We start from the raw sequence: 13,190 nt of genomic DNA, 5'->3' as shown, positions 1-13,190 counted from the left end.
TGTGCAGGCGATGTCGACAGTCAATGCGCCGATCGTGGCGGCGGTAGACGGTTCCGAACTGGCGCTGGACGGCGTGCGGTGGGCGGCCCTGGCCGCGCAGCGGGAGAATCGGCCGCTGCGCGTGGTCAGCGTCGTGGAGCCGCCGATCCTGCAGTACGGTGCGGCGATCGCCATGGCGCAGGCCTACACCGACGCGGCCAAGGCCTTCGCCGAAGGGGCCCTGGACATCGCCCGCGACCTGATCGACGAGGTGGCCCCCGGCGCGGAGACGACCGCGGAGGTGATCGAGGGGCGTCCGGCGCTGGTGCTGCGCGAGCTGTCCTCGCGGGCGCACACGATGGTGCTCGGCCGTCGCGGCCTGGGCGGGGTCACCGGTCTGCTGCTCGGCTCGGTCAGCACCGATGTGGCCGCACACGCGGACTGCCCGGTGGTGGTTGTACCGGAGAATCCACGCGACAGCGGGCCCGTCGTCGTCGGCGTCGACGGCTCGCCGGTGTCCAGCGCGGCGATCGCCGCGGCCTTCGCGCAGGCGTCCTTCCTGCAGGCGCCGTTGATCGCCGTGCACACCTACGGCGGCAACGCGGGCGCGGCGTATTTCGACCGGCTGCACGCCGAGCGTCAGCAACTCACCGACGAGGCCCATGAGGCGCTCGGCTCGCAGCTGGCCGGCGCGCTCGAGGACTACCCCGACGTGGCCGTCACCACGGTCGTCACCACCGAATCGGCGGCCCACCAGGTACTGGAGTCGGCGGCGGAGGCACAGCTGATCGTGATGGGCAGTCGCGGGCGCGGCGGCTTCCGCGGCCTGCTGCTGGGCTCGACGAGCCAGGCGGTGCTGCAGGTCGCGCCGTGCCCGGTGATGATCGTTCCCGCCTGACGGCACGCACTCCCCGCGGCAACCGGATGCCGCGGGGCGGCCGGTAGGGAAAGATGGGGGTCATGTCTGATTTCAATCCGTACGACGCGCTCCCGCCGCTTCCCGAGATCACCGTGACCTCCGAGACCTTCGCCGACGGCGAGGCCCTGCCGCTGCCGCAGGCCTCGGCGATCTTCGGCGCCGGGGGCGCCGACGTCTCGCCCCAGCTGAGCTGGTCGGGCTTCCCCGCCGACACCAAGAGCTTCGTGGTGACCTGCTTCGACCCGGACGCCCCCACGGCGTCGGGCTTCTGGCACTGGGCGGTGGCCGACATCCCGGCCTCGGTCACGTCGCTGGCCACGGATGCCGGAGCACCCGGCGCGGAATCCTTGCCCGACCAGGCGGTGACGCTGCGCAACGACGCCGGTCTGGCGCAGTTCGTCGGCGCCGGTCCGCCGCCCGGCCACGGCCCGCACCGTTACTTCTTCGTGGTGCACGCGGTCGATGTCGAATCGCTGGAGCTGCCCGACGGCGCCTCCCCGGGGTTCCTCGGTTTCAACCTGTTCTCGCACGCGATCGCGCGCGGCACCCTGGTCGGAACGTTCGAGCAGGCGGGCGACGAGTAGAACCGAGCGCGCAGGACCTCAGCGGGCGGCGGAGCCGACCGCGTCGGTGAGCGAGGCGAAGCCTCCGGCTTGCAGGCGCGCGGCGACGCCGTCGTTGAGTTCCTGCAGCCAGACCGGGCCGCCGTAGATGAAGCCGGTGTACACCTGCAGCAGGCTGGCGCCGGCGAGGATCCGCTCCCAGGCGTCGTCGACGGTTTCGATGCCGCCGACGCTGACCAGCGCGACGCGGCCGCCGACCCGCGCGTGCAAGCGCCGAAGCACCTCGAGGGACCGCTGCTTGACCGGCGGACCGGACAGGCCTCCGGCACCGATGGCCTCGACGGTCGCGGCCGGGGTGGCCAGCCCGGCGCGGCTGATGGTGGTGTTGGTGGCCACGATGCCGGCCAGCCCCAGCTCCACGGCCAGGTCGGCCACGGCGTCGACGTCCTCGTCGGACAGGTCGGGGGCGATCTTCACCAGCACCGGCACCTCGACCACCTCGAGCACGGCCGCCAGGATCGGGCGCAGCGACTCGACGGCCTGCAGGTCGCGCAGACCCGGCGTGTTGGGCGAGGAGACGTTCACCACGACGAAGTCGGCCAGCGGACCCAGGAGTCGGGCGCTGAAGCGGTAGTCCGCGATCGCCTCGTCGACCGGCACCACCTTGGTCTTGCCGATGTTGGCGCCGATGGGCACCCGGCGCGGGCCGGGACGGCGTTCGGCGAGCTTCAGGGCGGCCGCCTCGGCGCCGGGATTGTTGAAGCCCATCCGATTGATCAGCGCCTTGTCGGCGGGCAGACGGAACAGGCGCGGCTGCTCGTTGCCGGGCTGCGGTCGTCCGGTGATGGTGCCGACCTCGGCGTAACCGAAGCCCAGCTGCCCCCACGCGTTGACCGCGTCGGCCGACTTGTCGAAGCCGGCGGCCAGCCCGATGGGGGAGGGAAAGTCCACCCCGAAGACCGTCGATCCCAGGTTCGGCTGCCGGGGCGCGAACATCGCCGACACCAGCGAACGCGCCACCGGCGTGCGGCCGGCCAGGCGCAACAGGCGCGAGATCAGGTGGTGGATCCGCTCCGGCGGCACCCGGAACATCAGGGCCAGCAGCGGCGGATACAGCACCCGGTTGAGCAGGCTGAGCAGTCGGGAGCGCAGCGGAACGGGGGAGACGGACATCGGTGTCACTTCCTATCGGGCCGTGTCGACGGCGGTGCGGGCGACGGCCTGCAAGCCGTCCCCGCGAGCCGACAACAGGTACAGCATGCCGTTGGACGGGTCGGTGCTCATCGCCGCGACCTGGCCCACCGTCGCGATCCGGGCGCGCTCGCGCGGCTCCCCGGTCGACAGGTCGAAGGCGATCGCCACGTTGTCACCCGTGGTGGAGACCCACAGCAGCTTCTGGGTGTCGTCCCAGGCCAACGCGTACGGGCTGGCCGCCACCGGGAAGCGGAAACGCATCACGATGGGCTGCCCGAAGAAGCCCAGGATCTCACCGTCGCGGGTGTTGCTCACCAGCACGCGGCCGAACGAATCCACGACGCCCTCGGTGACGCCGTTGCCGGCGCGCAGCGCGGCCTTGCGTTCCCCGGTGGCGATGTCCACGGGCGCGACGATGGACTGGGCGCGGTCGATGACCACCGCCCGATCGCCCCAGTCGGCGGAGGCGGGCGCGACGAGGATCTCGTCGACCCGCACGAAGTCGTGGATGTCGCGCTGCAACTCGCCGGACCGGGTGAGCACGCGCAGGTGACCGTCGGCGGTGCCCACCAGAATCCGGTCACCGGCCACCCCCAGGCTCAGCACCTCGCCCTGAGATTCGGCGACCGGGGTCACCGTGCCGTCGACCGCGACCCGCGCCACCTGCTGCGGCGACGCGATGAGGAAGCCGTCGTCGTCCGCGACCAGCGCGCTGACCTGCGTCGCGGCCACCTCGCGCGGGGCCGGGGTGTCGGCGGCACCGGGGGCGGTGTGCAGCCGCACCACGCCGTCGTCGCCGAGGACCGCGACGGTGGAACCGGCCTGGGCCAGGCTGCTGCCGGCCGCCGCAGGCACCACCGTGCCCGCCGGGCGGGCATCCTCCGGCGGCGAGGCGGCCGGGGTGGCCGGTTCCACCTTCGCCACGTCACCGGCGCCGTCGCCCACATTCACGTCGTCGGAACTGCACGCGGACAGGGTGACGGCCAGGACGACAGCCGTCGCCGCCGCGGTGACTCTGGTGGAAAGACGCATGGCCTCTATCTTGCGCGAGAGGCGGGGCCGGTGGCGAGCTGGGGCGGTGTGATTCGTCGTCGGCCTCCGGCGCCGCGGCGGGTACAGTGTGCCCGCCGCGGCGGGTACAGTGTGCCCTCGTGACCGACATGAGCTGGGCGCAGTCCATCGTTCTGGGAGCGGTGCAGGGACTCACCGAGTTCCTGCCGATCTCCTCCTCCGCCCACCTGCGGATCGTCTCCGAGCTGTGGGCCGGGGAAGATGCCGGTGCGTCCTTCACCGCGGTGACCCAGCTGGGCACCGAACTGGCGGTGCTGGTGTTCTTCGCCAAGGACATCGGGCGCATTCTCGCGGCGTGGTTCGCCGGTCTGCGCAATCCCGATCGACGCGGCATCGACTACCGCGTCGGCTGGTATGTGATCTTGGCGACCATCCCGATCGTGGTGCTCGGATTCCTGTTCACCGACCAGATCCGGACCGTCGGCCGCAACCTCTGGCTGGTCGCGATCATGCTGATCCTGTTCTCCTTCGTCTTCGTGGCGGCCGAGCGGTTCGCCACCCAGCGTCGTGATCTGCAACAGCTCACGCGCACCGACGCGATCGTCATGGGCCTGGCGCAGTGCCTGGCGCTGATCCCGGGCGTCTCCCGGTCCGGCGCCACCGCCAGCGCGGGCCTGTTCCTCGGACTCAACCGCGAGGCCGCCTTCCGGTTCTCGTTCCTGATCGCCATTCCCGCGGTCCTCGGCTCCGGCCTGTACAGCCTCAAGGACGCCTTCGAGCCGGCCGACGCCGGTCTGCAGGCGAGCGGCAGCCAGATCGTGGTGGCCACCGTCATCGCATTCGTCATCGGCTACGCGGCCATCGCCTGGCTGCTCAAGTTCGTCAGCAACCATTCGATGAACTGGTTCGCCGCCTACCGCGTGATCCTGGGCAGCACGATCCTGGTGCTGTTGGCCACCGGCGTCGTCGCCGCCTACTGACCCGCCGACACCGGGGCCTTAGGCTGGCAGCCATGACGGTGATCCTGGTCCGACACGGACGCTCGACGGCCAACACCTCCGGCATTCTGGCCGGCCGCACCCCCGGGGTGGCGCTCGACGACCACGGCCGGGCGCAGGCCGACGAACTGACCGCGCGGCTGGGCGGCGTGCTCGACCGGATCGGCGCGGTGGTGCGCTCGCCGCTGCAGCGCTGCGCCGAGACCGTCGCGCCCCTGCTGACGGCGCTGGACGAGCGGCCCGCCGGGGGAGTCCCGGAGATCGTCGACGACCGCCTGGTGGAAGTGGACTACGGCGACTGGAGCAACCGTCGGCTGGGCGAGTTGGTCGACGAACCGCTGTGGCAGACGGTGCAGCGGCACCCGTCGGCGGCGGTGTTCCCCGGGGGCGAGGGCCTGGCCGACGTCTTCGGCCGGGCCAGTACCGCCGTGCGGGCGCTGGATCGGGAGTACGGCGGCGACGACGGTCACGGACTGTGGGTGGTGTGCTCGCACGGCGACGTGCTCAAGTCGATCCTCGCCGACGCGCTGGGAATGCACCTGGACACCTTTCAGCGCATCATCGTCGACCCCGCCTCGATCAGCGTGGTGCACTACGCGTCGGCGCGGCCGTACGTGCACACCGTCAACAACAACGGCGTCCTGACGCTGCCGGCCCGTCCGGCGGCGGCCGCCGCGGTCGGTGGTTCCACCGGAACCGACGCGGGCCCCGCCGCCCGTGCCTAGGGCCGGTACGGTGGAGTTCTGCGACCTTGTTTCCCCTGCCAGTGAGGTGAATTGACCGATGGCCCGCAACATCCACGAATTCCGTGAACCCGAGCGCTTCGTCGCAGGCACCGTCGGGCAGCCGGGCGACCGGACGTTCTTCCTTCAGGTCACCTCGGGTGTCCAGACCGTCAGCGTGCAGATCGAGAAGCAGCAGGTGCTGATCCTGGCCGACCGGCTCGGCTACCTGCTCGACGAGGTGACCCGTCGCTTCGGCACCGCGGTGCCGCCGGAGACGAGCGTGGTGACCGACAATTCGCCGTTGGCGATGCCCATCGACGCAGAATTCCACGTGGGCTCGATGGGCCTGGGGTGGGACGCCGAAGCCGCCGCGGTGGTGGTGGAACTGCTCGCGGTGACCGAGGAACCGATCGACGAAGCGGTGATCCTCGACGATGCCGCCGACGGTCCGGACACGGTGCGGGTGTTCTTGAGCGCGCTGGCCGCCCGCGAATTCTCGGCGCGGTCCCTGCGCGTGGTGGCCGCCGGCCGCCCCCAATGCCCGCTGTGCCAGCAGCCGCTGGATCCGGAGGGGCACATCTGCGCGCGCAGCAACGGTTACAAGCGTGACGGCGAGTTCAGCCGGTCGCTGGAGTTCGTGGACCCGGAGGTGCTGGCCATCCTGGGACGGCTGGTGCCGGGCTTCGACGCCTCCTTCGAGGTGGACGCCGACGACGAGGCCGACCCCGAGGACGACGGGGGACCCGAGAACGGCGGGGACCGCGACTCCGGCGACAGGCCGTGACCGAGAGCGGAGCCGCGCACGCGCCGTCGGCCGAGCACGTGCGTCGGCTGCTGACCGAGGGCGAACTGTCCCTGTACGGCCAGGTCCCCTCCGCCAGCAACCTCACCCTGGTCTGCCGGGTGAACCTGGGGGCGGAGAGTCTGCGCTGCGTGTACAAGCCGGTGCGCGGGGAGCGGCCGCTGTGGGATTTCCCGGACGGCACCCTGGCCGGCCGGGAAGTGGCCGCGCGCCTGATCGACGCGACGCTCGGCTGGGACCTGATTCCCGAGACCGTGCTGCGCGCCGAGGGGCCGCCGGAGGCCGAGCTCGGTCCCGGCATGCTGCAGGTGTGGATCGACCAGCCGGAGGAGCCGGTCGGGCTCGAACCGGTGGAGATCGTGCCCGCCGACGCCGTCCCGGACGGCTACGTCCCGATTCTGCGCGCCCACGACGACGACGGTTCGGTGGTCGCGGTGGCGCACGCCACCGACGAGCGTCTGCAACGGCTGGCGGTCCTCGACGCGATCTTGAACAACGCCGACCGCAAGGGCGGGCACATCCTGGTCGACGCCGACGGGCGTCTCTACGGCATCGACCACGGCCTCACCCTGCATCGGGAGCCGAAACTGCGCACCATCCTGTGGGGCTGGGCCGGTCGAACCGTGGACGAGCAGACGCGCGCGGAACTGGTCGACCTCGGCGAGCGCCTGCGCGAAGACGGTGAGCTGGCCGCACAGATGGGGACCTTGATCTCGGCCGCCGAAGTGGACGCGCTGCGCGAACGGATCGCCGCGCTGGCGGCGGGCGAACCGCTCCCGCATCCGCCGCACGATCGCGCCATCCCCTGGCCGCCCTTCTGAACGACCCAGGCAGACTGGGGAACCCGGGTCGCGGGAGCGGGCGGGCCGCACCCGGTTAGAGTGGTTGATCATGCACTCCTGGCCGTCGCTCTCCGTTCCCGAACTGCCCGGCGCCGGGCCGGCACTGCGCCTGTACGACACCGCCGATCAGCAGGTGAAGCCGGTCGCGCCGGGGCCGGTCGCCACCATGTACGTCTGCGGCATCACCCCGTACGACGCCACCCACCTCGGGCACGCCGCCACCTACGTCGCCTTCGACCTGATGAACCGCGTACTGCGCGATCAGGGGCACGAGGTGCACTACGTGCAGAACATCACCGACGTCGACGACCCGCTGTTCGAGCGGGCCGCCCGCGACGGCGTGGACTGGCGCGAACTCGGCGACGGCCAGATCGACCTGTTCCGGGCGGACATGACCGCCCTGCGGGTGCTGCCTCCGCGCGACTACATCGGCGCCATCGAATCGGTCGATGAGGTGGTGACCGCGGTCGCGGCGCTGCTGGAATCCGGCGCCGCCTACGTCGTCGACGACGAGCAGTACCCGGACGTGTACTTCCGGGCCGACGCCACCGGCGTCTTCGGCTACGAATCCAACTACGACCGGGCCACCATGGAGCGGTTGTTCGCCGAGCGCGGCGGCGACCCCGAGCGGCCCGGCAAACGCGACCCGATCGATGCGCTGCTGTGGCGCGCGGCGCGCCCCGGCGAGCCGTCGTGGGAGGCCCCCTTCGGGGCCGGGCGTCCAGGCTGGCACATCGAGTGCTCGGTGATCGCGCTCAATCGACTCGGCGAGGCCTTCGACATCCAGGGCGGCGGCAGCGACCTGATCTTCCCGCACCACGAGTACTCGGCGGCGCACGGCGAGGCCCTGGCCGGTCAGCGACGCTTCGCCCGCACCTACGCCCACACCGGAATGATCGGGTTGGACGGGGAGAAGATGTCCAAGAGTCTGGGCAATCTGGTGCTGGTGTCCAAGCTGCTGGCCGCGGGCGTCGACGCCGGTGCGATCCGCCTGGGTCTGCTCGACGGACACTACCGGCAGGACCGGATGTGGACCGACGCGCAGCTGGAACGGGCGCAGGAACGGTTGGCGCGCTGGCGGCGAGCCGTCGCGGCCCCGACCGGGCCGGCGGCCGACGGCATCATCGACCGCGTCCGCACCCACCTGGCCAACGATCTGGACACCCCGAAGGCGCTGGCCGCCATCGACGGCTGGGCGTCGGAGGCCCTGACCGGACTCGGGTCCAGCAGCGAGGCGCCCGGGCAGATCGCCGATCTGGTGGACGCCCTCCTCGGCGTGGAGTTGCGTCCGGCATGACCCTCAGCGAGATCCCGTCCGACGCCCGCGAGGGGGTCTTCACCGTGGTGACCCACACCTCGACCTATCTCATCGATCTCACCGAGAACACCCTGTTGCGGGCCCCCGGGGTGGGCAGGCAGGACGATGTGGAGTGGGAGGTGGCCGAGTTGCGCCGCGACTCCCAGGACATTCCGCTGCTGCGGGTGCGCAGCTGCCGTGTCGGAGAGCCGGCCCAGTTCTGGGTGAGCGCGGCCGACGACCCCGACGTGCGCACCTGGCGGATCACCACGCCGGTGCTGGCCATCGAGAAGATCGGTTAGCGTTCGTCCCCGCTGCCGCCGCGCTGCCGGAGGTAGCGCTCGAATTCGGCGGCCAGCGCGTCGCCGTCCATCGCGGTGAGCATGCCGACCTCCGGTTCGGCGTCGTGTCGCTGTTCGAGTTCGCGCACGTAGGCGGCCATCTCGTCGTCGGCGAAGAGCATCTCGTTGAGACCGTCTTCCCACTGCCGGGCCTGCTCGGGCAGCACGCCGATCGGCACCGGGGTCCCGATCAGCGGTTCCAGGCTCCGCACCAGGGCCAGCGTGGCCTTCGGGTTCGGCGGGCCCGCGAGGTAGTGCGGCACCGACGCCCACAGCGAAATGGCCGGGATACCGGCCTGCACGAACGCATCCTGCAGCACCCCGGTGATCCCGGTGGGGCCCTCGTAGTCGGCGGCCACGAGCCCGTAGCGCGCGGCGGCCTCGGCGGTGTGGGCGCTGCCGCTGATCGGGACCGGTCGCGTGTGCGGGGTGTCGGAGAACGCCGACCCGACCACCACCGCCAGTTCGACGTCGAGATCCAGGGCCGCCTCGACGATCTCCTGGCAGAAGGCACGCCACCGCATGTTGGGTTCGGTGCCCACCACGAACACCAGGTCGCGATCGGCGTGCGGGAGCCGGCAATGGGAGATGGAGGTCGTCGGCCATCGCAGGTGCCGGGTGACCCCGCCGGACACACTGATCGTGGGCCGGGTCTCCTGATAGTCGTAGTAATCGTCGGGGTCGATCTCGCGGACCGTCACCGACGACCAGGTGAGTGCCAGATGTTCGAGGGCCGCCGACGCGGCATCCTCGGCGTCGGTCCATCCGCCGAAGGCCGCGACGAGCACGGTGGGGCGCTTTTCCGGTGTGGAATCGCGGCCGGGTGTACTCGCATCTTCGCTCACCGCACCAGCCTACGGTCGAAGGCGAATGCGCGGCGAACTACGCTGGTGTCCATGCCTATCTCCCCTCCCGACTCCTCGCACTACGACTCGACCTTCCTGCAGGCGATGTCCCGGCGCGTATTGATCGGCGACGGCGCGATGGGAACCATGCTGCAGGCCGCCGATCTCGACGTCGACCGCGACTTCCTCGGCCTCGAGGGCTGCAACGAGATTCTCAACGAAACGCGGCCCGATGTGCTGGCCGACATCCACCGGAGCTACTTCGAAGCCGGTGCCGACGCCGTCGAGACCAACACCTTCGGCTGCAACCTCTCCAACCTGGGCGACTACGACATCGCCGACCGCATTCGCGACCTCGCCTACCGCGGCACCGCCATCGCCCGCGGGGTGGCCGACGAGGTGGGCCCGTCCGCCGACGGCACCCCGCGCTTCGTGCTCGGCTCCATCGGCCCGGGCACCAAGCTGCCCAGCCTGGGCCACACCACCTTCGCCCTGATCCGGGACGCCTACGTCGAGTGCGTCCTGGGCATGCTCGACGGCGGCGCCGACGCCATCCTCATCGAGACCTGTCAGGATCTGCTGCAGCTGAAGGCGGCCGTGGTCGGCGCCCGGCGGGCGATGACCCAGGCCGGCCGGCATCTGCCGATCATCACCCATGTCACCGTCGAGACCACCGGCACCATGCTGGTGGGCTCGGAGATCGGTGCCGCCCTGGCCGCCATCGAGCCGCTCGGCGTCGACGTCGTCGGTCTCAACTGCGCCACCGGCCCGAACGAGATGAGCGAGCACCTGCGGTACCTGTCCAAGCACGCCCGCATCCCGGTGTCGGTGATGCCCAACGCCGGTCTCCCGGTGCTGGGGCGCAACGGCGCCGAGTACCCGCTGACCCCGGAGCAGATGGCGACCGCGCTGTCCGGGTTCGTGGCCGACTACGGTCTGCAGTTCGTCGGCGGCTGCTGCGGCAGCACGCCCGAGCACGTGCGGCAGGTGGCGGCCGCGGTGGCCGCGGTGACCCCGGCCCGGCGCACGCCCGACCACGAGTCGGAGACCTCGTCGCTGTACACCGCGGTCCCGTTCCACCAGGACGCCAGCTTCCTGGTGATCGCCGAGCGCACCAACTCCAACGGTTCCAAGGCCTTCCGCGAAGCGATGATCGCCGGCGACTACCAGCAGTGCATGGACATCGCCAAGAACCAGACGCGCGACGGTGCGCACATGCTGGACCTGAACGTGGACTACGTCGGTCGCGACGGCGCCGCCGACATGACCGAGTTGGCCAGCAGGCTGGCCACCGCGTCGACGCTGCCGATCATGATCGACTCGACCGAGCCGGACGTGATCGCCGCCGGTCTCGAGCACCTCGGCGGACGCTGCGCGGTGAACTCGGTGAACTACGAGGACGGGGACGGCCCCACGTCCCGCTTCACCCGCATCATGGAGCAGGTCGCCGAACACGGCGCGGCCGTGGTGGCCCTGACCATCGATGAGGAGGGCCAGGCCCGCACCGCCGATCACAAGGTCGCCATCGCCGAGCGGCTGATCGCCGATCTGACCGGCAACTGGGGTCTGGAACAGGAGGACATCATCATCGATGCCCTCACCTTCCCGATCTCCACCGGTCAGGAGGAGGTCCGCCGGGACGGCATCGAGACGATCGAGGCCATCCGGCGCCTGCACGAGACCTACCCCGAGGTGCACTTCACCCTCGGTATCTCCAACATCTCCTTCGGCCTGAACCCGGCCGCCCGCCAGGTGTTGAACTCGGTGTTCCTGCACGAATGCGTGCAGGCCGGCCTGGACACGGCGATCGTGCACGCCTCGAAGATCCTGCCGATGGCGCGCATCCCGGACGAGCACCGCGAGGTGGCCCTGGACCTGGTCTACGACCGTCGCCGCGAAGGCTACGACCCGCTGCAGCGCCTGATGGAGCTGTTCGAGGGTGTCTCGGCGGCCTCGGCCCGCGAAACGCGCGCCGCCGAACTGGCCGCGCTGCCGCTGCTGGAACGACTGCAGGCGCGCATCGTCGAAGGCGAACGTAACGGCCTGATCGAGGACCTCGAGGAGGCGCGCGCGCAGATCCCGCCGCTGGAGATCATCAACGAGCACCTGCTGGCCGGCATGAAGACCGTCGGCGAACTGTTCGGCTCCGGTCAGATGCAGCTGCCCTTCGTGCTGCAGTCCGCCGAGGTGATGAAGACGTCGGTGGCGCACCTGGAGCAGTTCATGGAGGCCACCGGCGAGGACGGCAAGGGTCGGATCGTGCTGGCCACCGTGAAGGGCGACGTCCACGACATCGGGAAGAACCTGGTGGACATCATCCTGTCGAACAACGGCTACGACGTGGTCAACATCGGCATCAAGCAGCCCATCGCCACCATCCTGTCGGCGGCCGAGGACTCCGGCGCCGACGTGATCGGCATGTCCGGACTCCTGGTGAAGTCGACGGTGGTGATGAAGGAGAACCTGGAGGAGATGAACTCGCGCGGCAAGAGCGGCATCCCGGTACTCCTCGGCGGCGCCGCACTGACCCGCAGCTACGTGGAGAGCGATCTGGCCGACATCTATCAGGGCGAGGTCCGCTACGCGCGCGATGCCTTCGAGGGCCTGAGCCTGATGGATCAGCTGATGGCGATCAAGCGGGGCGAAGGCCCCGACCCGGAGAGCCCCGAGGCCAAGGCGGCGGCGGCCAAGGTGGCCGAGCGGACCGCCCGCCGTGAGCGTTCGCAGCGCATCGCCGCCCAGCGCAAGGCCGCGGAGACGCCGGTGGAGGTGCCCGCGCGTTCGGACGTGGCCGCCGACAACGAGACGCCGACGCCGCCGTTCTGGGGCAGTCGCATCGTCCGGGGCATCCCGGTGGCCGACTACGCCTCGATGCTCGACGAGCGCGCCCTGTTCCTGGGACAGTGGGGCCTGCGCGGCACCCGTGGCACCGACGGGCCCGATTACGACGATCTGGTCGAGACCGAGGGACGCCCGCGGCTGCGCTACTGGCTCGATCGGCTCTCCACCGAGGGCATTCTGGCCCATGCCGCGGTCGTGTACGGCTACTACCCGGCCGTCAGCGAGGGCGACACCGTGCACGTGCTCACCGAGCCGCGCCCGGATGCGCCGATCCGGCACAGCTTCACCTTCCCCCGTCAGCAGCGTTCCCGCTTCCTGTGCATCGCCGACTTCATCAAGTCGCGCGAGCAGGCGCTGGCCGACGGCACCGTCGACGTCCTGCCCTTCCAACTGGTCACCATGGGCAATCCGATCGCCGACTTCGCCAACGATCTGTTCGCGGCCAACAGCTACCGCGACTACCTCGAGGTGCACGGAATCGGCGTGCAGCTCACCGAGGCGTTGGCCGAGTACTGGCATCAGCGGGTCCGCAGCGAACTGACCTTCACCGAGGGCACCGCGGCCGACGACGATCCGGAGGCGACCCAGGGTTACTTCGATCTCGACTACCGAGGTGCGCGGTACTCGTTCGGCTACGGTGCGTGCCCGGATCTGGAGGATCGTGCCAAAATGATCGATCTGCTGGAACCGGGCCGCATCGGTGTGGTGCTGTCGGAGGAACTGCAACTGCACCCCGAGCAGTCGACGGACGCATTCGTGCTGCACCATCCGGAAGCCAAATACTTCAACACGTAGTCGATCCGACGTCCCGTCACCGCGGGCCGAGACACTGA

Annotated in this window: 12 protein-coding genes; 9 read left to right on the top strand and 3 right to left on the bottom strand. The window is 70.5% G+C overall.

Annotated features, from left to right (window positions below):
- Positions 1-10 precede the first annotated feature (10 nt).
- Complete coding sequence (locus tag ACFFJD_RS11870) at positions 11-877, top strand: universal stress protein (RefSeq protein ID WP_382364330.1); 867 nt, start codon at positions 11-13, stop codon at positions 875-877.
- 62 nt (positions 878-939) lie between these two features.
- Positions 940-1,482, top strand: a complete 543-nt coding sequence (locus ACFFJD_RS11865; RefSeq protein ID WP_382364328.1) for a YbhB/YbcL family Raf kinase inhibitor-like protein — start codon at positions 940-942, stop codon at positions 1,480-1,482.
- Positions 1,483-1,500: 18 nt separating this feature from the next.
- Here ACFFJD_RS11865 and ACFFJD_RS11860 read toward each other — a convergent pair whose 3' ends face one another.
- Positions 1,501-2,601, bottom strand: coding sequence for a quinone-dependent dihydroorotate dehydrogenase (locus ACFFJD_RS11860; protein ID WP_382364488.1), 1,101 nt, complete (start codon positions 2,599-2,601; stop codon positions 1,501-1,503).
- A 45-nt stretch (positions 2,602-2,646) separates the two neighbouring features.
- Positions 2,647-3,687: a YncE family protein gene (locus tag ACFFJD_RS11855; RefSeq protein ID WP_382364326.1), complete on the bottom strand. Its 1,041-nt coding sequence runs from the start codon at positions 3,685-3,687 to the stop codon at positions 2,647-2,649.
- Between the two features lie 119 nt (positions 3,688-3,806).
- On the opposite strand from ACFFJD_RS11855, the gene ACFFJD_RS11850 reads away from it, so the two are divergent.
- From ACFFJD_RS11850 to ACFFJD_RS11825, 6 genes are all read left to right on the top strand, one after another.
- On the top strand, positions 3,807-4,646 hold the full coding sequence (locus ACFFJD_RS11850; RefSeq protein WP_382364324.1) for an undecaprenyl-diphosphate phosphatase: 840 nt from the start codon (positions 3,807-3,809) through the stop codon (positions 4,644-4,646).
- A gap of 32 nt (positions 4,647-4,678) precedes the next feature.
- A complete protein-coding gene (locus ACFFJD_RS11845) occupies positions 4,679-5,389 on the top strand; it encodes an Rv2135c family putative phosphatase (protein WP_382364322.1) in 711 nt (236 codons plus the stop codon).
- A gap of 58 nt (positions 5,390-5,447) precedes the next feature.
- Complete coding sequence (locus ACFFJD_RS11840; RefSeq protein ID WP_382364320.1) at positions 5,448-6,173, top strand: Rv2134c family protein; 726 nt, start codon at positions 5,448-5,450, stop codon at positions 6,171-6,173.
- Positions 6,170-7,012, top strand: a complete 843-nt coding sequence (locus ACFFJD_RS11835; RefSeq protein ID WP_382364318.1) for an Rv2133c family protein — start codon at positions 6,170-6,172, stop codon at positions 7,010-7,012. Before ACFFJD_RS11840 ends, ACFFJD_RS11835 begins: the two co-directional genes overlap by 4 nt.
- Before the next feature lie 70 nt (positions 7,013-7,082).
- Positions 7,083-8,330 carry a cysteine--1-D-myo-inosityl 2-amino-2-deoxy-alpha-D-glucopyranoside ligase gene (gene mshC, locus ACFFJD_RS11830; protein ID WP_382364316.1) on the top strand — a complete coding sequence of 416 codons (1,248 nt, stop codon included), beginning with the start codon at positions 7,083-7,085 and terminating at the stop codon, positions 8,328-8,330.
- Positions 8,327-8,632, top strand: coding sequence for a hypothetical protein (locus ACFFJD_RS11825; protein ID WP_382364314.1), 306 nt, complete (start codon positions 8,327-8,329; stop codon positions 8,630-8,632). The genes mshC and ACFFJD_RS11825 overlap by 4 nt, the downstream gene beginning before the upstream one ends.
- On the opposite strand, the gene ACFFJD_RS11820 is transcribed toward ACFFJD_RS11825, so the two are convergent.
- On the bottom strand, positions 8,629-9,516 hold the full coding sequence (locus ACFFJD_RS11820; protein WP_382364312.1) for a PAC2 family protein: 888 nt from the start codon (positions 9,514-9,516) through the stop codon (positions 8,629-8,631). The two genes, ACFFJD_RS11825 and ACFFJD_RS11820, sit on opposite strands and share 4 nt — an antisense overlap.
- Before the next feature lie 51 nt (positions 9,517-9,567).
- Here ACFFJD_RS11820 and metH point away from each other — a divergent pair, with 51 nt between their 5' ends.
- Positions 9,568-13,152, top strand: coding sequence for a methionine synthase (gene metH / locus ACFFJD_RS11815; RefSeq protein ID WP_382364310.1), 3,585 nt, complete (start codon positions 9,568-9,570; stop codon positions 13,150-13,152).
- The last annotated feature ends 38 nt before the right edge of the window (positions 13,153-13,190 follow it).

The sequence above is a fragment of the Gordonia phosphorivorans genome, assembly GCF_042432625.1.
GTDB lineage: Bacteria > Actinomycetota > Actinomycetes > Mycobacteriales > Mycobacteriaceae > Gordonia > Gordonia phosphorivorans.
The sequence above is the reverse complement of the archived record's forward strand: the minus strand, read 5'-3'. Positions and strand labels throughout refer to the sequence as shown.